This window comes from Streptomyces curacoi (assembly GCF_001513975.1).
GTDB classification, from domain to species: Bacteria; Actinomycetota; Actinomycetes; order Streptomycetales; family Streptomycetaceae; genus Streptomyces; species Streptomyces curacoi.
Map to the genome: position 1 here is coordinate 123,905 of NZ_KQ947988.1, position 19,879 is coordinate 143,783.

A 19,879-nucleotide genomic window follows, 5' to 3' on the forward strand; every position below is an offset into this window, starting at 1 on the left:
CCCTGTGCCAGGATCGGTAAGGTCCAACCCAAGGGAGACGCCTGTACCGAACGGGTGTCTCTTCGCTGCAAGGAGAGCGTGTGCTCACTGTCGGTGACAAGTTCCCCGAGTTCGAACTGACCGCCTGCGTCTCGCTGGAGAAGGGCAAGGAGTTCGAGAAGATCAACCACAAGACCTACGAGGGCAAGTGGAAGGTGATCTTCGCCTGGCCCAAGGACTTCACCTTCGTGTGCCCCACCGAGATCGCCGCCTTCGGCAAGCTGAACGACGAGTTCGCCGACCGCGACGCCCAGGTCCTCGGCTTCTCCGGCGACTCCGAGTTCGTCCACCACGCCTGGCGCAAGGACCACGACGACCTGCGCGACCTGCCGTTCCCGATGATGGCCGACTCCAAGCACGAGCTGATGCGCGACCTCGGCATCGAGGGCGAGGACGGCTTCGCCAAGCGCGCGGTGTTCATCGTCGACCAGAACAACGAGATCCAGTTCTCCATGGTGACCGCCGGCTCCGTCGGCCGTAACCCCAAGGAGGTTCTGCGGGTTCTGGACGCCCTCCAGACGGACGAGCTGTGCCCGTGCAACTGGAGCAAGGGCGACGAGACCCTGGACCCGGTCAAGCTCCTCGCCGGAGAGTGACTGACATGTCCCTCGACTCCCTGAAGTCCCGCATACCGGACTACGCCAAGGACCTGAAGCTCAACCTGGGCTCGGTCATCGGCAACTCCGACCTCCCGGCGCAGCAGCTGTGGGGCACGGTGCTCGCCACCGCGATCGCCGCGCGTTCCCCGATCGTGCTGCGCGAGCTGGAGCCGGAGGCGAAGGCGAACCTCACGCCGGAGGCGTACAACGCGGCCAAGTCCGCCGCCGCGGTGATGGCGATGAACAACGTCTTCTACCGCACCCGGCATCTGCTGTCCGACCACGAGTACGGCAACCTGCGCGCGGGTCTGCGGATGAACGTCATCGGCAACCCCGGGGTCGACAAGGTCGACTTCGAGCTGTGGTCCTTCGCGGTGTCGGCCATCAACGGCTGCGGCATGTGCCTCGACTCGCACGAGCAGGTGCTGCGCAAGGCGGGCGTGGACCGCGAGACGGTCCAGGAGGCGTTCAAGATCGCGTCTGTGATCCAGGCGGTCGGTACGACGCTGGAGGCGGAGGCGGTTCTGGCGGAGTAGTCCTGCGCCGGGAAACGCCGGGGCCCGTTCACCCTGAGGGTGAACGGGCCCTTGTCATCGCTCCGCCACCGGCCTGTCGTCGGACGTCGGTGGGTCCACGGCAGCCGCATCCACCGCTGTCGCTCCCCTCGGCTCGGGCGCGTAGCGCAGCGCCGTCTCCTGCGAGTACGCCCGCAGATACCCCACGATCGTGTTCGACACCGCCACCAGCGGTACGGCCACCACCGCGCCGCCGATCCCCGCCACCATGCCCCCGGCCGCGACCGACAGCACCACGGCCAGCGGGTGGACGCGGACCGCGCGTCCCAGGATGAACGGCTGGAGGACGTGCCCCTCGATCTGCTGCACGGCGAGGACGACCGCGAGGGTCATGACGGCGGTGAAGACGCCCTGTGTCACCAGCGCCACGACCACCGCCAGCGCACCGGACGCCACCGCGCCGACGAGCGGGATGAAGGAGAACAGGAAGATGAACACGGCCAGCGGGACGGCCATCGGCACATCGAGGAAGTAGATGCCGATGCCGATGAAGACGGCGTCGATCAGGGCGACGAGGACCGTGCCGCGCACATACGCCGTGAGCGTCGCCCACGCCCGCGGACCGGCGCCGGCGACGCCCGGCCGGGCCGCGGCCGGCACGAGCTTCAGCGTCCACTCCCAGACGCGCTTGCCGTCGTAGAGGAGGAAGAGGGTCGAGAAGGCCGCCAGCAGGATGCCGGTGAGGGCCTCGACGACGACCGTGACGCCTTCCAGACCGGCCGAGGTGATCTCGTCGGTGTTGGCGCCGATCGCCTCCCGGAGGTTCTCGGCGATCTCGTTGATCTGCTTGTCGGTGACGTGGAAGGGGCTGTTGAGCAGCCAGTTGCGCAGCTCGTCGATGCCGTCCTGGACCTGGTCGGAGAGGTTGTCGATGTTCTCCATGACCTGCCAGGTCACGAACCAGCCCATCAGCCCGATGACGACGAACCCGAGGATCGCGGTCAGGGCGGTGGCGGGCCCGCGCGGCACACCGCGCCGCGTCAGCCAGGCCACCGAGGGCTGCATCAGCGCGGTGAGGAGCAGGGCGATGACGAACGCCAGCACCACCAGCTGTACGGCGCTGATGACCCGCATCAGCACCCAGACGGTGCCGGCCAGCACCAGCAGCCGCCAGCCGGCCTCCGCCGCGACCCGGACGCCCCACGGCACGACGTGCGCGGGGTCGGTGCGGCGGGGCGGCGGCACCGCGGGCGCGTAGTCGGGGGGCCGTGGGACGTGCCCGGCGGGCGGCGGAGGGATGTCGTCGGCAGCGGAGTCAGGCGCGGCGTCGGCGGCGGACCGCCGCTCCAACTCGAGTTCGGCGCTCTCGCGTTCCACCGCGGCGCGGCGCTCGTCCAACCGCTCGCTCATCTCGGTCAGTCCGGCACCGAGCCGGCCGAGCCACCCTGGCACTCGCGACATGTTCCGTCCTCTTCCCCCGTCTCGCCTCACCACTCCCCTCTGGAGTCGCCTCGTCCGACCGTACATGGCGTTGCACGGACACGAGCGAAAGCCCCTCACCGAAGGACGGTGAGGGGCCCTGCAGGGTTGAGCGGTGGCTCAGTACCAGTGGTTGGCCTGCCAGAACGACCAGGCGCCACACGGGCTGTCGTACCGCTCGTTCATGTAGTTGAGGCCCCACTTGATCTGGGTGGCCGGGTTCGTCTGCCAGTCGGAGCCGACGGACGACATCTTGGAACCGGGCAGCGCCTGGAAGAGGCCGTAGGCGCCCGACGAGGGGTTGACGGCCCGGTAGTTCCAGTCGGACTCGTGGTCCACGATGTTGCTGAAGCACTGGAACTGGTCGGCCGGGACCATCTGGCGCGCCATCGCCTGGATCTGCTCGATGGTGTACGAGCCCTGGACGGGGAAGTCCGCGGAGGAGGACCGGGAGGCCTTCGCCTCTGCCTCTTCGCGCTCCTTGGCCGCCTGCGCCGCCTTCTCGGCGGCTACCTTCTTCTCGATCGCGGTCTGGGCGGCAGCCTTGCGGGCCGCCTCCTCAGCATCCTTCTTGGCGCTCGCGTCCGCGGCGATGGCCTGGACATTGGCCTGGGCCGTCAGGGACTCGGTCTGCACCTGGGCCTGCTGGCCCGCGGGTATGTCCGCGAGGAGCGTCGAATCGGCTGCCGTCGCCTCGGCGTCGTTGTTCTGCGCGGTGCTGCCCGAGGCAACGCCGACGACGCTTCCGACAGCGGTGACCGCGGTGGCCGAGGCCACTGCGAATCCCCTGACCGAAATCGGACTCACACGGTTTCCTTCCAGCATCGCCCGCTTCGGTGACCCTGGCGGACGCAATCGTGCCCCTGGCGCTGGCCTCCCAACTGCGGGGTCACGGGAGGCACGGACCCGGTGGGCAACTCCCGAACGGGGAGCGCCGCGTGGTACTCGGGCGGCATACGACGACGCTATGGAGTTAGCCGTGGTGTTGCTGCGGTTCCGTACCGCTGGGGGTACAGGTGTGTCGTATGCGGGGCCTGACAGGAGTGAGACTCTGCCGTAACCGGACGCCGCAAGGCAATTCCGCGTTGCGTGTGAAAGCTCACACCTTGTTTGTCCCAGGGATTTACGGAAAGCGGCACACACCGAGGCGCCGCCCGACTAGGCTCTTCACCTTTTCGGACGGCGCCAACTGCTGCGTAACCAGGCCCGATTGGGCCTTACTTCTTAGATCTGACCTTCTTCGAGCATTTCGGTCACAAGGGCCGCGATCTGGGACCTCTCGGACCGATTCAGCGTCACGTGCGCGAAGAGCGGATGCCCCTTGAGCTTCTCCACTACGGCGACGACACCGTCGTAGCGCCCGACCCTGAGATTGTCCCGCTGGGCCACATCATGGGTCAGAACCACCCGCGAGTTAGCACCAATTCGGGACAGAACAGTCAGAAGCACATTCCTTTCCAGCGACTGCGCCTCGTCCACGATCACAAATGCGTCGTGCAGCGAGCGCCCGCGGATGTGCGTGAGAGGGAGCACCTCCAGCATTCCCCGCGCGGTGACCTCTTCGATGACCTCGCGGCTGGTGACCGCGGAGAGCGTGTCGAAGACCGCCTGCGCCCAGGGGCTCATCTTCTCGGCCTCGGTGCCGGGCAGATACCCGAGCTCCTGCCCGCCCACCGCGTACAGCGGCCGGAAGACCATCACCTTCTGGTGCTGACGGCGCTCCAGCACCGCCTCCAGCCCCGCGCACAGCGCCAGCGCAGACTTGCCGGTGCCGGCCCGGCCGCCCATGGACACGATCCCGACGTCCGGGTCGAGCAGCAGGTCGAGCGCGATGCGCTGCTCGGCGCTGCGGCCCTTGATACCGAAGGCCTCCCGGTCGCCGCGCACCAGACGGACGTTGCCCTCGGGCGTGATCCGGCCCAGCGCCTTGCCACGCTCGGAGTGGATCGTCAGCCCGGTGTGCACGGGCATCCCGACGGCTTCGGGGACGTGGACATGCCCTTCCTCGAAGAGGATGTCCACCTGCTCGCCGGGCAGGGTCAGTTCGGACATTCCGGTCCAGCCGGAGTTCTCCGTGATGGCGAGCTCGGCGCGGTACTCCTCGGCGAGGAGACCGACGGACGAGGCCTTGATCCTGAGCGGCAGGTCCTTCGACACGACGGTGACGTCGAACCCCTCGGCCTGCAGATTGCGGGCGACCGCGAGGATACGTGAGTCGTTGTCCCCCAGGCGGTAGCCGCTGGGCAGCACGCTGGGGTCCGAGTGGTTGAGCTCGACACGCACGGTCCCCCCGAGGTCCCCGGTCGGGATGGGGGCGTCGAGACGGCCGTACCGCACCCGGTAGTCGTCGAGCAGGCGCAGTGCCTGCCGGGCGAAGTAACCGAGTTCGGGATGGTGCCGCTTGGCCTCCAGTTCCGTCACCACGACGATGGGGAGCACCACCTCGTGCTCGTCGAAGCGGCTCAGGGCGTTCGGGTCGGCCAGCAGGACGCTGGTGTCGAGAACGTAGGTGCGCCGGTCTGGCTTGTGGCGCTTTGCGCTGGTCACCACGGAAGGACGTACCCCCTCGGATGAGGTCGGGGAGCGACGGAGTGGAGCTGGACCGGTCGTCGGCCGCCCTGCACGGGCCGAAAACCGGCCCTCCACTGCTTCGTCCGTGCCGTGACCGCACGGTCGGGCTGGTGCAAAGGGCCTCCCGGGCGGACGGCTCCGGCGCCGCCCGCTGAGATACGACACCCGTGGTTCGGGCGTCGACCTGCTTGGCTTATGCCCTCGAACATGCGGTGCCATGCCAGCGCATATGTCGGCGCGCTGGTGAACTCCTTGTTACTTCCGTCCCGGAGTGAGTGCCTTCCGGCTCTTCGAGTACGGCGATGACTGGCCGAAAAGGGCTCAGCCGCCGTAACGCCGGTGCCGGGCCGCGTAGTCGCGCAGGGCGCGCAGGAAGTCCACCTTGCGGAAGGCGGGCCAGAAGACCTCGCAGAAGTAGTACTCCGAGTGGGCCGTCTGCCAGAGCATGAATCCGGACAGCCGCTGCTCGCCGCTGGTGCGGATCACGAGGTCGGGGTCGGGCTGGTCGCCGGTGTAGAGGTGCCGGCCGATCATGTCGATGTCGACGGCCTCGGCGAGCTCCTCCATGGAGGTGCCCTTCTCCTGGGCGTCGAGCAGCATCGACCGCACGGCGTCGGCGATCTCCTGGCGGCCGCCGTAGCCGATGGCGACGTTGACGAGTATCCCGTCGACGTGGGCGGTGGACTCCTCGGCCTCCTTGAGGGTCCGCTGCATCCCCGCCGGCAGCAGGTCGAGCGTGCCGACGTGGTGCACCCGCCAGCGGCCGTCGGCGGCGAGGGAGCGGACGACGTCCTCGATGATCCCGAGGAGCGGGCCGAGTTCCTCCTGCGGCCGGTCGAAGTTGTCCGTCGACAGCAGCCAGAGGGTGACGACCTCGACGTCCGTCTCGGTGCACCAGCCGAGGAACTCCTCGATCTTGTCGGCACCGGCCCGGTGACCATGCACGGTGGAGGAGCCCGCCGCCTTCGCCCAGCGCCGGTTGCCGTCCATGATCACGCCGATGTGCTTGGGCACCTGAGCGTGGTCCAGGTGGCCCTCCACCCGGCGTGCGTACAGCCTGACCAGCAGGCCACGCAGCTTGTCGCGCAGGTTCACGTGATTGTCAGCCCCTCCGTACGGATCGGACAGGCGCGGCCCCGGCGTGGTCGCGGTGGTCGCGATGGGTCGGTGCGCGGCGGTGGTCGCGGCGCGGTCGAGGGCGATCCCTGTCCGTATGGCGGTCCCCGGAGGCGAAGCCTACCCCTGTCGCCCCCGGTGACGGCCAACGGGTGACACAGGCTCTCAGGGCCGGGGGCGGCGGAACCACTGGCTCGCGGCGCTCTGCGCCAGCAGCACCACGACGGTGATGGCACCGGCGAGGGCGATGAGGCCGCCGGGGTTGCGGTTGGCCAGCGAGCCCAGGCCGAACACGATCTGCACGCCGGCCAGGACGATGGAGGCGACGCGGACGCCGTTGCCCGCCCTCGGGTACTGGAAGGCCAGGATGGTGAGCGGAACGGTCAGCAGGAACGAGGAGAAGAACCGCCCGGACGCCTCGGCGCCGGAGGCGGCGGCCACGACGAAGGTGAACAGCAGACCGGAGGCCGCCATCACCCAGATCACGATCTGTGCGGCGCGCACGGAGCCCGGCATGGTGAGGGGCGGCATCGGGGCGTAGGGGTAGGGGTGGCCGTACGGGCTTGGCTGGCCGTACGGGCCCGGCTGGCTGTAGTGGGCTTGCGGGCTGTGGGGAGGACCGTACGGGGCCTGGGCCCCGTACGGACTCTCTGCACCGTAGGGACCCTCTGCGCCGTACGGACCCTGTGAACCGTGGGCGCCCTGCGAGCCGGATGAGCCGTACGGGCCCGGCGGAGTCGGATGATCGTTCGACATGGACCGGACTCTAGTGCGCGGGTCGCGGGCGAAGACCGGCCGACGGTTCGGGGCGGGAGAACGGGCCGGCCGGGGGCAAAGAAAACGGGCCGGTCCGTGGGGGGGAGACGGACCGGCCCGAGGGGGGGCTTCCACCATAACCCTTCGTAAGGGATGCTGCGCGCATCGGCATGCATCAATTACTCTCCGGAATCGCTCGGCGACGGGCCGGTGGCCCCGAGAGGGCGCTTTCATGGCCGGTTCACGGCTGGATCGAGGCGGATTCCCAGGGGAAACGGGTGGGATACAGCCGGATCCAGAGGATTTGGCGCACCTTGAGGCCTGCTCGGCGACTTGTCCGCACTTCCCTCCCCCGGGTGACCCCGAGCGCGAACGTCCGCTTGACGGCACCTGCGGCCACGCAGGCCAGAAGCGGATTCCAGGCGACGCGCGTCCAACAGGGCCGCGCAAGAGCGCACGGCACCGCGCAGCCCCCTCCACTGCGCGGTGCCGCCGCGCAGCTTTGCTTACGCGAATTGCCTTGGTCTGAACCTACGCGAGCAGCGAAGGGAAAGCGAGTCAGCCGTCATAACAATGTGGAAAAGCTTGCGCCCCCTTGGATGCGCAGGGGGCCGCGTGTCTTCGGGCAGGGATGCATGGTTTGCACCAAGCGGGCGGGCACTCAGACGTAGTCGGCCGCAGCAGCGGACAAGAACTGACCTATATTCGGCCTAACGTCGCCCTATGACCTCCAAGGCGAGCAGGACGAACCAGGTGGGCCGGGCTGATCGGGCTGATCGGGCTGACCGTGCGGTTACGTGGGCCGAGGCCAGTGCGCGGCGGTTGGAGCGGCAGTTCCTGGCGCGTCCCGCCGGGCGGGGGACGCCGGTCGCCGAGGTGGTCGGGGCGATGCTGGGCGCGCATGCGCAGGTGCTGTCCGCGGCCGAGGTGTCGGTGGGCGTGCGGGCCGTCGGGGTGACGCAGGCGGACGTCCGGGCCGCCCTCTGGGACGACCGCTCGCTGGTGAAGACGTTCGGCCCGCGCGGAACCGTGCATCTGCTGCCCGCCGCCGGCCTGCCGCTGTGGTGCGCGGCGCTGACCGCGGTTCCCGTGGGCCCGAGCCCGTTCCCGCCGGACGTGCGGGTGACGGAGGAACAGGCGGAGCAGATCGTGGCGGCGATCGGGGATGCCCTGGAGGGGGTGTGTCTGACCGTCGAGGAACTGGGCGAGGCGGTGGTCGCCCGCACCGGTTCCTGGGCCGGTGACCTGGTGATGCCCGCCTTCCAGGACCTGTGGCCGCGCTGGCGGCAGGTGATGCACCGGGCCGGCTGGTCGGGCGCGCTGTGCTTCGGCCCGAACCGGGGGCGGAAGGTGACGTACACACGACCGCCGCGGTTCGATCCGGCGCCGGGGAAGGAGGCGCTGCGGGAGCTGGTCCGACGGTATCTGCGCGCGTACGGCCCGGCGACGCCGCAGCACTTCGCCAAGTGGCTGGCAGCGCCGACGGGTTGGGCGGCCGCCCTGTTCACGGAGCTGGCGGAGGCCGGGGAGGTCGAGGAGGTCGCCTTCGAGGGGGCGGCGGCCTGGGTGGCGGCGCGGGACACCGGGTTCCCGGACGGGCCGGTGCGTGGTGTGCGGTTGCTGCCGTACTTCGACGCGTACGCCATCGCCGCGCAGCCGCGGGAGTCGCTGTTCCCCGGGGAGGCGTACCGGCGGGCGCTCGCGGGCGGCCAGGCGGGGAACTATCCCGTGCTGCTGGTGGACGGCGTAGTGGCCGGGGTCTGGCACCAGCGGCGCCGGGGCCGTCGTACGACCGTCACGGTGGAGCCGGTCGGACGGCGCCTGTCGGCAGGGCAGGAGCGGGAGTTGGGCGAGCAGGTGGAGCGGGTGGGCGAAGTGCTGGAGGCGAAGGCGGAGCTGGTGGTCGGGAAGGTGACGGTCGGCCCGCACGCGTGAGGAGGCCGCAGGTGTGCGGGGCGCGCCGACGGCGGGTCAGGCGGTGGGCTTGCGGGCCTCGACGAGGTGCCGGGTGCTGTGCGCGACGAAGGGGCCGTCGGAGACGATCCGCTCGTGCAGGGCGCGGAGTCGGGGCCGGTACTCCTCGACGGTGAAGCCGGGCACCATCCACACCACCTTCCGCAGAAAGTGGACGACGGCGGCGATGTCGTGGAACTCCATGCGCAGCCGCTCCGCCCGCAGGTCGACGATGTCGAGCCCGGCGGCCTCGGCATCGGCGCGCTCACGGTCGGGGTGGCGGTTGGCGCTCTGCTCCTCGGGCAGTGGGCCGAGGAAGTACTCGACGAGCTCGAAGACGCTGCGCGGGCCGACATGCTGGGCGAAGTAGGTGCCGCCGGGCTGGAGGACGCGGGCGATCTCGGCCCAGTGCGGGGTGACCGGGTGGCGGCTGACGACGAGGTCGAAAGCCGCGTCGGCGAAGGGCAGCGGGGCGTCCTCGGGGCAGGCGACGACCGGGACGCCGTGCGGGCGGAGGAGTGCCGTGGCCTTGGCGACATTGGGCGGCCAGCCCTCGGTGACGGCGACGAGGGCGGGGATGTCGGGGGCGGCACGGCGCAGGGCGAAGTCGAGCACCTCTCCTCCCCCGGTCTGGATGTCGAGGGCCGCGGTGGCTCGCGAGAGCCGCTCGGCGAGGGACGTGGCGTATCCCCAGGACGGCCGGGCCTCGGTGGCGCGCCCCTCGAACCAGGAGAAGTCCCAGCCCTCGGTGGGGACGGCGGCGCCCTCGGCGACGAGGTCCTCGAAGGTACGGGTGTGCTGCGCTTCCTTCATACGGTGATCGTCTCAGGGCGTTGTCAGTGGGCGCTGCTAATTTCTCGCGGCATGACGAAGCCTCGGGAACCGGGCACTGCCCCGGCGAAATCCGGCGATGACACATCGGGCATGCCGTACGCGGGCGGGGAGAAGGAGACGCTGCACGCGAGCCTGAACCGGGTGCGGGACGCGGTGCTGTGGAAGCTGGAGGGGCTGGACGACGAGCAGCTGCGCCGCCCGATGACCCCGTCGGGCACGAGCCTGCTCGGTCTGGTGAAGCACCTGGCGTCGGTGGAGTACGGCTGGTTCGTGGAGACCTTCGGCGGTGCGGTGGAGTCTTTGTGGTTCGACCCGTACAAGGGCGAGGACATGCGGGCGGGCGAGGGCGAGACGACGGCGCAGATCGTCGCGTTCTACGGCCGTGCCCGCGCCGCCGCCGACCGCATGATCACCGAACTGCCCCTCGACGCCGTCGGCCGGCCGTCGTGGCGGGACCATTCCGTCACCCTGCGCTGGGTCCTCGTCCACATGATCGAGGAGACGGCCCGGCATGCGGGGCACATGGACATCGTGCGGGAGCTGATCGACGGTATGGCGGGGGATCACCGGCGGGAGTGAGCGGGCGAGCGAGGCGGCGGGGCGTCGGGGCGGGCGCGAGATTACGGAACACAGCAACGGCGGCCAGGGGGCGGGGCTCCGGTCACGGAACCAGCGGCCGTACTTCCTCTGCCACGAACCGCACGAATCCCTCCGCGTCCGGCTCGTCCCCCGTCGGCTGCAGCACCACGGTGTCGGCCCCGGCGTCCGCGAGCCGCTGGACGGCCTTGGCCACGGCACCCGCGTCCCCGGCGACACCGAGGTCCGGCACGGATTCGAGGCCCTCCGCGACGAGCTCGGCCCTGACCCGGGCAGCCGCGTCGGGACCGGTGGCGGCCAGCAGATACACGACGACCTGATGCCGCTCGCCATCGGCACGTCCGGCCGACTCGCGCCCCTCGTCGATGAGTTGCCGTGCCCGCCGTACCACCTCGGGCGAGGCCGAGGCGGTGAGCAGCGTCCCGTCGGCGGCCTCTCCGGCGAGCCGCAGCGAGCGGGGCCCGGTGACCCCGGCGATAACGGGCACCGGCTCGGCGGGCGGCCAGTCGAGTGCGACGTCGTCGAGCTTGACGTACCGGCCCTCGGTGGTGACTCGCTGCCCGCTGAGCAGGGCGCGCAGGGCGAGGAGGTGCTCCCGCAGCAACGTCACCGGCGACTCGGCCCGAGCCCCCACCTGCCCCATCCAGTCCTGCACCCCATGCCCGACGGCGAGGACCGGACGGCCCGGGAACATACGGTGCAGGGTGGCCGCCTCCATGGCGGTGACGGCGACGTTCCGCAACGGGACGGGCAGCAGCCCGATGCCGACCTTGATCCGCTCGGTCCAGGCGAGGGCGGCCGCGGCGGTGGAGATCCCTCCCTCCCGGAAACAGTCCTCCCAGAGCCACAGCTCTTCGAGACCTGCCTCGTCGGCGAGCCGGGCGACGGATCGGAGTCGTTCGGGGGCGAGTTGGGGACGAAATACTGCGCCGAGTCCGGTCATGAGGTCCTTCCTACCCGGCCTGCACTCGGCGGACAACAGAGTCATGTGGCTGTGCACGAGACCAAGGAGGCACCGGGGAATGCGGCGACGATGGCGTGATGGGCACAGGACGTTGGTCGTTCACGGGGAGCGCGGTGACGTCTCGGTTCCCCTGGAGATAGCCTCGTCGTATCGGGCCCGCACGAAAGGACTGCTCGGACGGGACACCGTCGACGGGGCGCTCCTGCTGTCCCCGGCCAACAGCGTCCACACCTTCGGCATGCGGTTCCCCATCGATGTCGCCTACCTGGACCGACGGCTGAACGTCATCGCCGTACGCACCATGAAGCCGGGACGCCTGGGACTGCCTCGGCTCCGCGCGCGGCATGTGCTGGAGGCGGGGGGCTGGGCCATGGCGGGGTGGGGGGTGCGGGTCGGGGGGCGGGTGACGGTGCGGGCCGATTGACCGGCCGGTCCTCACCCTCAGCTCTCCGAGCGCGGGAACGACACCTCCACCCTTCGGTTCTTCTTACGGCCGGCTTCCGTCTCGTTCGAGGAGATGGGGTACTGCTCGCCGTAGCCGCGCACCTCGTACGTGACCGTGGAGTCGTTCAGTTCGGACTCCAGGATCCCCTGTACGGCGTTCGCGCGTTGCCGGGAAAGGACGTCGCCGTGGGCCGCGGAGCCGAGGTTGTCCGTGAAGCCGAAGACGCGGATCCTTGTGGCGTTCTGGGTTTTGATCTCCTGCGCGATCTCTGAGATACGGGCCTTCGCCTCGCCGGTCAGCTTGGCGCTGTCCTTGGGGAAGAGGACCTCCGCCTGGAGTGCGAACTTCACGTCCGCGTTGGTGTCCTCGCGGCGTTCTTCGCCGGTCTGGTCCTCCACCACCTGCTTGATGTCCAGGACCTTGGGCTCGGCGAGAGTCGCGCCCTCGGGGATCTTGAGGTCGGGGTCGTTGGCGTCCACCTCGACGGGGGCGGTGGCGGTCGCCTCGGTGCCGGGCGGGACGCTGGGGTCGTCGGCCGCGTCGGCCGTGGTGGCGCCGAGGATGGTCGTGGCGACCAGGACCGTGGCCGTGGTGAGGGTCAGAGTGAGGCGGGGGGCGCGGGTCATCGTCGGCCTCACCCGGAGATCGTGATCGCGGCGCTGGCGAAGGTGGGCAGCTGGAAGGTGACTTCGGCGGTGTCGGTGGGCGGTGACGGGAACTGCATGAACACGGGGATGGACGCGCCTGCCTCGATCCTCGGCATGCCCGTCGTTGTCAGGGGGCGGCCGTCGGTGTCGCGCAGTACGTAGTAGCGCTTCTTGCTCGCCGAGTCCACGAGGGTGGCGCCACCCAGCGACGGGCCGTGCCTGGTGATCTCGGTCTCGTCGCCCGCTGTGCGCACCGGGACCCGGACCGCGTCGTCGCCGTCGTTCTTCAGCTCGCCGCTCACGGTGACGAATCCGCCTGAGTCACGCTGAGCAGAGGTGATCTTCAGGAGCAGACCGTTCTCGCCCTTGAGTTCGGCCAGCGGCTGGTCCGTCCCCTCCTGAGCACTCGGGTTCGACCCACCGGTCCTGGAAGCGGAAGCCGAGGCCTGCGGCTGCTTGTCGTCGTCGCCTCCGCCACCGCAGCCGGCCACGCCGAGGGCCAGTCCAGCCGCAACGCCCACTGCGACCATCCCCCTGCGGGCCTTCGTGGTGAACCGCATGCTCATGCTTCTGCTTCCTTCGTCAGTCGTCGTTCGCTTGTGGGTCGGCCAGATGGACGTCGAAGAGGTCCTCGGGGCCCGGGAGCGTACTCGGGTCGTCCGGGTCCGGGTCCCAGCTCTCGTCCTCCCCGCAGGTCAGCTGCGGCAGGGGCAGGACGTCGTTCCCATCGCCGTCCCCGTCGCCGTTCCCCGCGTCGCCCTCCCCGTCCTCGCCGTCCTCACCGGGGAATGCGAACGTGCAGCGGGACTCGATCACGGCGGTGGCGGACGCCTTCGATTTCCAGCCCGCCGTTTCGGGGACGATGGAGTCTCCGATGGGTTTGTCCGTCTCGACTTCGACGTCGTAGCTCAACAGCCCGGGGTCGCAGACCTCCACATGGGCGTTGTTCCGCGCGGCGAGCTGATCCGCGCGCCAGCACGACATGTCGAGCCCCGCCACATCGCCCTCGAAGATGTCCTGCCACTTCGCCGGGTCGAGTACGTCGTCCAGCCACATGTCCGCGAGCTGGTCGCGGGTGTCCAGCGCCGCCGCGAGCGCCGCCGCGTCCGCTGCCGTCTGGGCACCGTTCCGGTTCGTTGCGGCCTGACCGACCGCAAGGTAGGCGAACGCGAGAAAGAGCAGGCCCGCCACCACCGTGATGTAGATGGGGAAAGCCTGCCCTGCGTCGCTGTGCCTGCCGGGCCGCGTCAGCCGATGACCTCGTCGATCTTGCTCACGATCGCGTCGTAGATCGTCTGACCGATGCTCGTCCCCGTAATGGCCAGCACGATCGCCACCACCACCGCGATGATCCCCAGATACTCCACCGCCGTCTGCCCCTCGTCCTTGCGAGCGGTGCGGGAGCGGAGGTAGGCGACGGTGGTGTTGATCCAGTTGCTCATGGGGTTCCCCTCTGGTGTCGAGCTCTCGTAGAGCTCCGGGCTCGCAAGACTGGTGAGAAGTCCTGTGAGAAACGTATGCGGGAATGCCCGGAACACCAGAGGGTCCCTGGGCCCAATTCCGGGCCCCGGCCGAAAACCATCGCCGTGTCATCGCCGGTCACCTCGGTCCTGGGGGTAACCCGGGGCCGTGCCCAGCCATTTGGCGGCGGCTTCCGCGCGGCTGGTGCTGTGGAGTTTGGCGAAGATCCGGTTGATGTGGTTCTTGACCGTCTTCTCGCTGATGAAGCAGGTGGCGGCGATCTGCTGGTTGTTCATGCCCGATGCGATGAGGTCCATGATCTCCGCCTCCCTCCTGCTCAGCTGGAACCGCGACCTGTATGACGACGACTGTCCCACACCCGGTTGCACTTGCGAAAGCCGTTCCGCCAAATTCCCTGCGACAGTTGGGGATTCGGCGTTTGCTTGCGCGAGGGCTGCCGCGGCGGTAGGCGTGAGGCGGGACCTGCCCCGCTTGATGTCCCGTACGGCCTCGACCAGTTCGTCCGCCGTGAACTCCCCGTGGATCAGGTAGCCGGCGGCCCCTCGGCGCAGGGCCTCCCGGACCGTCTCCGACTCGCCGCTGTACGTCAGCATCATGACCGGAGCCGTACGCACGAGGTGCGGGAGTGCCTCGATGCCGTCCATGCCCGGCATCCGGACGTCCAGGAGGATCACGTCGGGGCGGTGGTGGCGGGCCGCCTCCTGGGCCTCGTGGCCGTTCGTCGCCTCGGCTACGACCCTTATGTCCGCGTGGGTGGAGAGGAGGGCCGTCAGGCCCGCTCGGACCACCGGGTTGTCGTCGGCCACCACGATCCGGAGGGGCGCGGTGGGCGACGGTGGCTGCGACTTGTTCACTTGGTCGCCTTCGTCGTCGTCAGGGCTGCCAACGGGAGTTCCAGGCGGATTTCTGTGCCGCGCGCCTGCCTGCCCCTGCCGATGTGGAGGCGGGCGCCTATCGAGGCGGCTCGTTCCGTCATGCCCAGGAGGCCGAAGTGGCCTGTTCGGCGGAGGTGTTCGAGGGTCGTGCCCGGCGGCAGGCCCTCGCCGTCGTCCCGGACCGTCAGGCGGAGCACGTCGGCCTCGACGCCCGCCCGTACCTCGACCCGGGTCGCTCTCGCGTGCCGGTGGGCGTTCTCCATGGCCTCCTCGGTGATGGTGACGAGGTGACGGGCCACGGCCGGCGGGACGGGGGGCAGGGGATCCTCGCCCGTGGAGTCGTACGTGGCCCGCAGGCCGGTGCGGGCCGTGAAGTCCTCGGTGCGGGCGGACAGCTCCGAGGTGAGGTCGGTGGCGTGGTCCGGGTCGGACTCGCGGCGCAGGTCCGCCAGGAGTTCCCGGGACTCGGCGGCGGCCCGGCGGGCCGCGCGGGACACCAGCTCCGCCTGCCGGCGGACACGGGACGGGTCCATGGCCGCCGACGCCGCCGACACCGCCAGGCCCTCCGCCGCCAGTGCCACGCCGTGCAGCGTCTTCGCCACCGAGTCGTGCATCTCGCGGGCCAGCCGGGCCCGTTCCGCGCTGACCGCTTCCGTGACCGCCAGGCGGGCCTGGACCGCCGTCAGTGCCTGGGTGGCCGTGCCGAAGCGGAGCATGAGGTTGCGCAGGGAGGAGCCGAGTGCGCCGGTGATGACGCACAGGCCCGGCAGGAGGAGTTTCTCCGCCAGTCCGCTCCCCGTCTGTGCCTCCCGGTCGATCGCGTAGGACAGCAGCAGCATCAGGGACTGGGCGCTGGCGAACACCGCCGCGCCCCGGTAGCCGTAGACGATGCCGGCGAGTAGCGGGGTGCAGACGCTGACGTAGGCGAGGGTGGTGTCGGGGCCCGCGGAGACGAGGAGGAGGGAGGTGAAGACGGTGTCCGCCGCCAGGAGGGTGGGGTGGCGCAGGAGGAGCGGGCCGAAGCGTTCCCAGTCGCGGAACAGGGCGTAGGAGCCCATGAACGTCACCACCACCGACGCCCCCACCAGCCGGGTGCCCAGGCCCGGCGCCGCGTTGAGCAGGGCCGCGGGTGCCGACAGGGCGATCATGGCCAGACGGAAGCCGAAGACCTGGCGGCACAGCGCCTGAAGGGCGTTTATCTGCAGGGGGATCGTCGCGCCCCGCTCGGGCGTCCCCGACCGCTCAGGCGTCCCGGACCGCTCGGACGCCCCCGACTGCCGGGACGGCCAGCGGCGTCGCAGGAGCCCGGCACCGGAACCGGCACCGGCACCGGCACCGGCACCGACAGCGGTACTGACACCGGTACTGACACCGGCAGCCGTCATCCCCGTCGCCGTACCCATCCGCACCGGCATGCCTGCCATACGGCCCCCTCCCCTACTCCCCCGTGAGCGATCCGAAGTCCGTCCCGGACCCCAGCAACAGCCCCGCCCCCAGCAGGATCATCGTCGCCGGGACCATGAACGTCGTGATCATCAGCGTGGCCCTGGGCACCGCCCGAGCCGCCTTGCGGCGGGCGTTCTGCGCGTCGGTCCGGCGCATGTCCTTCGCCAGCGCCACCAGCGTGTCGACGATCGGTGCGCCCAGCTCCTCCCCCTGCTGAAGCGCCGTCACGAACATCGCGACCTGTTCGGAGTCGTTCCTCCGCCGCAGTTCCGCGAAGGCCTGGCGGCGGCTCATGCCGAGGTCCATCTGGCGCAGGGTGATGCGGAGTTCGTCGGCCCAGGGGCCCTCGTACTTCGAGGCGACCCGGTCGAGCGCCTGGCGGAAGCCCAGGCCCGCGCTCACCACCACCGCGAGCACGTCCAGGAAGTCCGGCAGGGTTCGTTCGATCTCGTCCTTCCGGATCCGGATGGCCGACCAGATGCCCACCTCCGTCCAGAACGCGCCGAAGGCCAGCAGCAGCAACGCCACCAGTACCTGGCCCCGGAGCAGGAACACCAGGAAGCCGAGCGCGCCCAGGAAGCCGTACACCGCCCGCCGCGCCGCATAGCGGTCGATGGTCAGGCCGCCGGGGTTGCCCGCGAGGTCGATCTTGCGGCGGTACCTGGCCACCAGCTTCGGGCCCATCAGCCGCAGCACGGCCGGGGCGTAGCGCATGCCCAGCCGGTCGATCACCGAGTCCACCGCGCCGGTGCGGGTCGCGCCGATCTCCAGTGCCAGCGCCAGGTCGCCGGGCAGTTTCGCCTCCGCCCGGTACATGCGGATGCCCGCGAAGACGCCCCACACGCTCAGGGCCATCACCGTGGCGAGGACAAGTCCCAGTCCCATTAGTCGGTTTCCCCTCGGCCCTCAGACGTCGATCCGCGAAAGGCGGCGGATCAGGACGAAGCCCACGGCGTACAGCCCGAACGCGACCAGCACCGCCGCCTGGCCGTACGGCGAAGCCGTCATGCGGTCCAGGGCACCGTCCTTGACCCCGTTCATCAGGAACAGGGATCCGATGCCCAGCACCGGGACCGCGTACGACGTCATGCTCACCTGGGAGAGCTGTGTACGGACCTCACGTCGGGTCTCCTTGCGCTCCTCCAGCGTCTCGGTGAGGTTGCGCAGGGCGCTGACCACCTGGCCGCCCGCCCGGTTCGACAGCACCAGCGTGGTGACCAGGACGACCAGTTCGCGGGACGGGAGGCGTTCCGCGAGTTCGCCCAGGGCGTCGTCCATCGAGGCGCCCAGGACCAGCTGGTTGGAGACCTTTGCCAGTTCCTCGCCGGCCGGGGCCTCCAGTTCCTCCGCGGCCAGCCCGATGGCCGTGCGCAGGGCCAGGCCCGCGTGGGCGGCGTTGGCGAGGATGCGGGCCAGTTCGGGGAGCTGGTTGATGAACTTCTCGATCCTCTTCTGGCGTTGCCAGTTGAGGAACTGAACCGCCGCCCACACCCCCAGCAGACCCGCGATCGGGCCGAAGAAGGGCGCCAGCGTCGCCTGTCCGACCAGCCACAGGCCGGCCACCGTCGCCAGCATGTAGACGAAGAACTCTCCGGGCGTGACGTCCAGGCCCGTCGCCGCCAGCCGGAGTTCCAGCTGCTTGCCCGGCTTGGTACGGCGCAGTCGGCGGTCCAGGTCGGCGAAGCGACGTCGGCGGCCACCCGCTCCGGGGAGTTGGCCGGCGGCGGTGAGACGCTCCACCAGGGCCTGGCGCCGTGCTCGTCCGGATGCGTAGGTGTGGACGCCCAGTACGGCCAGCGTGCAGGTCAGCAGGGCGACGCCGGTGGTGAGCGTGATGCGGGTCTGCAGGTCCATGGGTCCTACCTGGCTTCTCGGGTGGCGAGCTCTAGTGGGGACTGGGCGACGCCGAAGGCCTGGGGTATGGGCTGGCTCGCCATGTAGAGGCGGTCGGCGGTGCGGCGTGGGAGCGGGAAGTACGCGAAGGCGCCGTGGACGCGGCCGTCCGGCATCATGGGCTGGGCGTTGAAGCGGGCCACCGTCGCCAGGCGGTACGGCTCCGCGCCGTGGCTGTCCAGGATCGCGATCTCGGTGATCCTGCGGGCGCCGTCCGGGAAGCGGGTCAGCTGGATGATCACGTCCACCGCGCTGTTGATCTGGTCGTGCAGCGCCTCGAAGGGGACGGACACGTCCGACATCGACGCCAGGGTCTTCAGGCGCATCAACGCGTCCTCCGTGCTGTTGGCGTGCACGGTGGCGAGGGAGCCGTCGTGGCCCGTCGACATCGCCTGGAGCATGTCGAGGGACTCCCCGCCGCGGACCTCACCGACGACGATCCGGTCGGGGCGCATCCGCAGGGAGTTGCGGACCAGGTCGCGGATGGTGACCTGACCCTTGCCCTCGACGTTCGGGGGGCGGGACTCCAGGCGGATCACATGGGACTGCTGGAGCTGGAGTTCGGCGGAGTCCTCGATGGTGATGATGCGCTCGGTCTCGGGGATCAGGCCCGACAACGCGTTGAGCAGGGTCGTCTTTCCCGTGCCCGTCGCGCCCGAGACGATGATGTTGAACTTGGCCTGCACCAGCCCGGCGAGCAGGTACACCATGTGCTCGTCGAGCGAGCCGAGGCCGATCATCTCGTGGAGCGTGAAGGAGCGCGGGAAGCGGCGGATCGTCAGGGTCGCGCCGGTCAGGGACAGCGGCGGGATGATGACGTTCACGCGCTCGCCGGACGGCAGGCGGGCGTCCACCATCGGGTTCGACTCGTCCACCCGCCGGTTCACCGTCGAGACGATCCGCTCGATCGTCTGCATCAGCTGGTCGTGGGAGGGGAAGCGCAGCGGCAACTGCTCGACCCGGCCGGCCCGTTCCACGAAGATCGCGTCCGGGCCGTTCACCATGATCTCGGTGATCGACGCGTCCTCCAGCAGCGGCTCCAGGATGCCCAGGCCGAGGGCCTCGTCGACGACCCTGCGGATCAGCTGCGAGCGCTCGACCGTCGACAGCACCGGGCCCTCACGGCTGATGATGTGGCCGAGGACCCGCTCCAGCCGGGCCCGGCGCTCGGCGGCGGCCAGCGAGCTCATCTCCGCGAGGTCGATCTCCTCCAGGAGCTTGGCCCGGTAGGAGGCGACCAGATGGCCGTCCTCGCCCCGGCCGGCGTTCTCCTCGGGGGCGTTGATGCGTGACCTCAGGCTCATGTGGATCCTCGTTCAGTGGTCGAGCGGCATGGTCGCGGTCTTGCGGGCGGGGTCGAAGTTCCAGCCGGGGACGATCGAGGGGATCTCGACGGTGGCGGTGACGGTGACCTCGTCGCCGCCTTCCGCGGGGACGCAGGTGACGGACAGCCAGTCGCTGATCGCGTTCACACAGCCGTCCTGCGCGCTCTCGTCCAGCGAGGCCGCCCGCGCCCCCGCCCGGGCCGCCGTACCGGCCTGCTGGGCGGTGTAGGCGATCAGGCCGAGCTGTACGCCCGCCATGGCGACGAGGATCAGGATCGGGATGAACCCGAGGTACTCGATGGCGACCTGGCCGCGGTCCCGGACTCTTCCGTCGTACGACATG

22 protein-coding genes are annotated in these 19,879 nt (G+C 70.0%); 5 read left to right on the top strand and 17 right to left on the bottom strand.

Going from position 1 to position 19,879, the window contains the following annotated elements:
- Positions 1 to 80 precede the first annotated feature (80 nt).
- Positions 81 to 635: a peroxiredoxin gene (locus AQI70_RS17255; protein WP_062150437.1), complete on the top strand. Its 555-nt coding sequence runs from the start codon at positions 81 to 83 to the stop codon at positions 633 to 635.
- A 5-nt stretch (positions 636 to 640) separates the two neighbouring features.
- Positions 641 to 1,174 (top strand): alkyl hydroperoxide reductase, encoded by a 534-nt coding sequence (locus AQI70_RS17260; protein ID WP_062150440.1) that lies wholly within the window; start codon positions 641 to 643, stop codon positions 1,172 to 1,174.
- Between the two features lie 54 nt (positions 1,175 to 1,228).
- Here the strand turns inward: AQI70_RS17260 and AQI70_RS17265 are convergent, their stop codons facing one another.
- The 5 genes from AQI70_RS17265 to AQI70_RS17285 all read right to left on the bottom strand — a co-directional run bounded on the left by AQI70_RS17265 (position 1,229) and on the right by AQI70_RS17285 (position 6,823).
- Positions 1,229 to 2,614: an AI-2E family transporter gene (locus AQI70_RS17265; RefSeq protein WP_062150443.1), complete on the bottom strand. Its 1,386-nt coding sequence runs from the start codon at positions 2,612 to 2,614 to the stop codon at positions 1,229 to 1,231.
- Positions 2,615 to 2,752: 138 nt separating this feature from the next.
- Positions 2,753 to 3,439 carry an aggregation-promoting factor C-terminal-like domain-containing protein gene (locus tag AQI70_RS17270; protein ID WP_079051341.1) on the bottom strand — a complete coding sequence of 229 codons (687 nt, stop codon included), beginning with the start codon at positions 3,437 to 3,439 and terminating at the stop codon, positions 2,753 to 2,755.
- A gap of 417 nt (positions 3,440 to 3,856) precedes the next feature.
- Complete coding sequence (locus AQI70_RS17275; protein ID WP_062150449.1) at positions 3,857 to 5,182, bottom strand: RNA 5'-3' helicase PhoH2; 1,326 nt, start codon at positions 5,180 to 5,182, stop codon at positions 3,857 to 3,859.
- A gap of 342 nt (positions 5,183 to 5,524) precedes the next feature.
- Positions 5,525 to 6,298, bottom strand: a complete 774-nt coding sequence (locus AQI70_RS17280) for an isoprenyl transferase (protein ID WP_062150451.1) — start codon at positions 6,296 to 6,298, stop codon at positions 5,525 to 5,527.
- Between the two features lie 186 nt (positions 6,299 to 6,484).
- A complete protein-coding gene (locus AQI70_RS17285) occupies positions 6,485 to 6,823 on the bottom strand; it encodes a hypothetical protein (RefSeq protein ID WP_159042678.1) in 339 nt (112 codons plus the stop codon).
- Positions 6,824 to 7,798: 975 nt separating this feature from the next.
- Here AQI70_RS17285 and AQI70_RS17290 point away from each other — a divergent pair.
- Entirely contained in the window at positions 7,799 to 9,010 is a 1,212-nt protein-coding gene (locus AQI70_RS17290) for a winged helix DNA-binding domain-containing protein (RefSeq protein WP_062150456.1), read from the top strand.
- 36 nt (positions 9,011 to 9,046) lie between these two features.
- On the opposite strand, the gene AQI70_RS17295 is transcribed toward AQI70_RS17290, so the two are convergent.
- Entirely contained in the window at positions 9,047 to 9,841 is a 795-nt protein-coding gene (locus AQI70_RS17295) for a methyltransferase domain-containing protein (protein ID WP_062150459.1), read from the bottom strand.
- Positions 9,842 to 9,952: 111 nt separating this feature from the next.
- Here AQI70_RS17295 and AQI70_RS17300 point away from each other — a divergent pair, with 111 nt between their 5' ends.
- On the top strand, positions 9,953 to 10,441 hold the full coding sequence (locus AQI70_RS17300; RefSeq protein WP_062150462.1) for a DinB family protein: 489 nt from the start codon (positions 9,953 to 9,955) through the stop codon (positions 10,439 to 10,441).
- 82 nt (positions 10,442 to 10,523) lie between these two features.
- Here the strand turns inward: AQI70_RS17300 and AQI70_RS17305 are convergent, their stop codons facing one another.
- Positions 10,524 to 11,402: an LLM class flavin-dependent oxidoreductase gene (locus tag AQI70_RS17305; RefSeq protein WP_062150466.1), complete on the bottom strand. Its 879-nt coding sequence runs from the start codon at positions 11,400 to 11,402 to the stop codon at positions 10,524 to 10,526.
- Positions 11,403 to 11,481: 79 nt separating this feature from the next.
- On the opposite strand from AQI70_RS17305, the gene AQI70_RS17310 reads away from it, so the two are divergent.
- Positions 11,482 to 11,847, top strand: coding sequence for a DUF192 domain-containing protein (locus tag AQI70_RS17310; protein ID WP_062150469.1), 366 nt, complete (start codon positions 11,482 to 11,484; stop codon positions 11,845 to 11,847).
- Positions 11,848 to 11,864: 17 nt separating this feature from the next.
- Here AQI70_RS17310 and AQI70_RS17315 read toward each other — a convergent pair whose 3' ends face one another.
- The 10 genes from AQI70_RS17315 to AQI70_RS17360 form a co-directional block, all read right to left on the bottom strand.
- The gene (locus AQI70_RS17315) at positions 11,865 to 12,494 is read right to left on the bottom strand and encodes an OmpA family protein (protein WP_062150472.1); all 630 of its coding nucleotides are present in this window, start codon (positions 12,492 to 12,494) and stop codon (positions 11,865 to 11,867) included.
- An 8-nt stretch (positions 12,495 to 12,502) separates the two neighbouring features.
- Entirely contained in the window at positions 12,503 to 13,081 is a 579-nt protein-coding gene (locus AQI70_RS17320; RefSeq protein ID WP_062150476.1) for a hypothetical protein, read from the bottom strand.
- A 16-nt stretch (positions 13,082 to 13,097) separates the two neighbouring features.
- Positions 13,098 to 13,766, bottom strand: a complete 669-nt coding sequence (locus AQI70_RS17325) for a pilus assembly protein TadG-related protein (protein ID WP_062151895.1) — start codon at positions 13,764 to 13,766, stop codon at positions 13,098 to 13,100.
- The gene (locus AQI70_RS17330; RefSeq protein ID WP_062150479.1) at positions 13,763 to 13,957 is read right to left on the bottom strand and encodes a hypothetical protein; all 195 of its coding nucleotides are present in this window, start codon (positions 13,955 to 13,957) and stop codon (positions 13,763 to 13,765) included. The genes AQI70_RS17325 and AQI70_RS17330 overlap by 4 nt, the downstream gene beginning before the upstream one ends.
- A 147-nt stretch (positions 13,958 to 14,104) precedes the next feature.
- Positions 14,105 to 14,851 carry a response regulator gene (locus AQI70_RS17335; RefSeq protein ID WP_062150483.1) on the bottom strand — a complete coding sequence of 249 codons (747 nt, stop codon included), beginning with the start codon at positions 14,849 to 14,851 and terminating at the stop codon, positions 14,105 to 14,107.
- Complete coding sequence (locus AQI70_RS17340; RefSeq protein ID WP_079051379.1) at positions 14,848 to 16,287, bottom strand: sensor histidine kinase; 1,440 nt, start codon at positions 16,285 to 16,287, stop codon at positions 14,848 to 14,850. The genes AQI70_RS17335 and AQI70_RS17340 overlap by 4 nt, the downstream gene beginning before the upstream one ends.
- A 22-nt stretch (positions 16,288 to 16,309) precedes the next feature.
- Positions 16,310 to 17,203: a DUF5936 domain-containing protein gene (locus tag AQI70_RS17345; RefSeq protein ID WP_062150486.1), complete on the bottom strand. Its 894-nt coding sequence runs from the start codon at positions 17,201 to 17,203 to the stop codon at positions 16,310 to 16,312.
- Between the two features lie 21 nt (positions 17,204 to 17,224).
- On the bottom strand, positions 17,225 to 18,172 hold the full coding sequence (locus AQI70_RS17350; RefSeq protein ID WP_062150488.1) for a type II secretion system F family protein: 948 nt from the start codon (positions 18,170 to 18,172) through the stop codon (positions 17,225 to 17,227).
- Between the two features lie 5 nt (positions 18,173 to 18,177).
- Complete coding sequence (locus tag AQI70_RS17355; RefSeq protein ID WP_062150490.1) at positions 18,178 to 19,515, bottom strand: TadA family conjugal transfer-associated ATPase; 1,338 nt, start codon at positions 19,513 to 19,515, stop codon at positions 18,178 to 18,180.
- 12 nt (positions 19,516 to 19,527) lie between these two features.
- On the bottom strand, positions 19,528 to 19,878 hold the full coding sequence (locus AQI70_RS17360; protein WP_062150493.1) for a TadE/TadG family type IV pilus assembly protein: 351 nt from the start codon (positions 19,876 to 19,878) through the stop codon (positions 19,528 to 19,530).
- Between the last annotated feature and the right edge of the window lies 1 nt (position 19,879).

Excerpts from the sequence above, each read along its gene's own strand:
- AQI70_RS17260 (WP_062150440.1), top strand. The coding sequence starts at position 641 with ATGTCCCTCGACTCCCTGAAGTCCCGCATACCGGACTACGCCAAGGAC.
- AQI70_RS17265 (WP_062150443.1), bottom strand. The coding sequence starts at position 2,614 with ATGTCGCGAGTGCCAGGGTGGCTCGGCCGGCTCGGTGCCGGACTGACC.
- AQI70_RS17290 (WP_062150456.1), top strand. The coding sequence starts at position 7,799 with ATGACCTCCAAGGCGAGCAGGACGAACCAGGTGGGCCGGGCTGATCGG.
- AQI70_RS17295 (WP_062150459.1), bottom strand. The coding sequence starts at position 9,841 with ATGAAGGAAGCGCAGCACACCCGTACCTTCGAGGACCTCGTCGCCGAG.
- AQI70_RS17300 (WP_062150462.1), top strand. The coding sequence starts at position 9,953 with ATGCCGTACGCGGGCGGGGAGAAGGAGACGCTGCACGCGAGCCTGAAC.
- AQI70_RS17305 (WP_062150466.1), bottom strand. The coding sequence starts at position 11,402 with ATGACCGGACTCGGCGCAGTATTTCGTCCCCAACTCGCCCCCGAACGA.
- AQI70_RS17310 (WP_062150469.1), top strand. The coding sequence starts at position 11,482 with ATGCGGCGACGATGGCGTGATGGGCACAGGACGTTGGTCGTTCACGGG.
- AQI70_RS17315 (WP_062150472.1), bottom strand. The coding sequence starts at position 12,494 with ATGACCCGCGCCCCCCGCCTCACTCTGACCCTCACCACGGCCACGGTC.
- AQI70_RS17320 (WP_062150476.1), bottom strand. The coding sequence starts at position 13,081 with ATGAGCATGCGGTTCACCACGAAGGCCCGCAGGGGGATGGTCGCAGTG.
- AQI70_RS17330 (WP_062150479.1), bottom strand. The coding sequence starts at position 13,957 with ATGAGCAACTGGATCAACACCACCGTCGCCTACCTCCGCTCCCGCACC.
- AQI70_RS17340 (WP_079051379.1), bottom strand. The coding sequence starts at position 16,287 with ATGCCGGTGCGGATGGGTACGGCGACGGGGATGACGGCTGCCGGTGTC.
- AQI70_RS17345 (WP_062150486.1), bottom strand. The coding sequence starts at position 17,203 with ATGGGACTGGGACTTGTCCTCGCCACGGTGATGGCCCTGAGCGTGTGG.
- AQI70_RS17350 (WP_062150488.1), bottom strand. The coding sequence starts at position 18,172 with ATGGACCTGCAGACCCGCATCACGCTCACCACCGGCGTCGCCCTGCTG.
- AQI70_RS17355 (WP_062150490.1), bottom strand. The coding sequence starts at position 19,515 with ATGAGCCTGAGGTCACGCATCAACGCCCCCGAGGAGAACGCCGGCCGG.
- AQI70_RS17360 (WP_062150493.1), bottom strand. The coding sequence starts at position 19,878 with ATGTCGTACGACGGAAGAGTCCGGGACCGCGGCCAGGTCGCCATCGAG.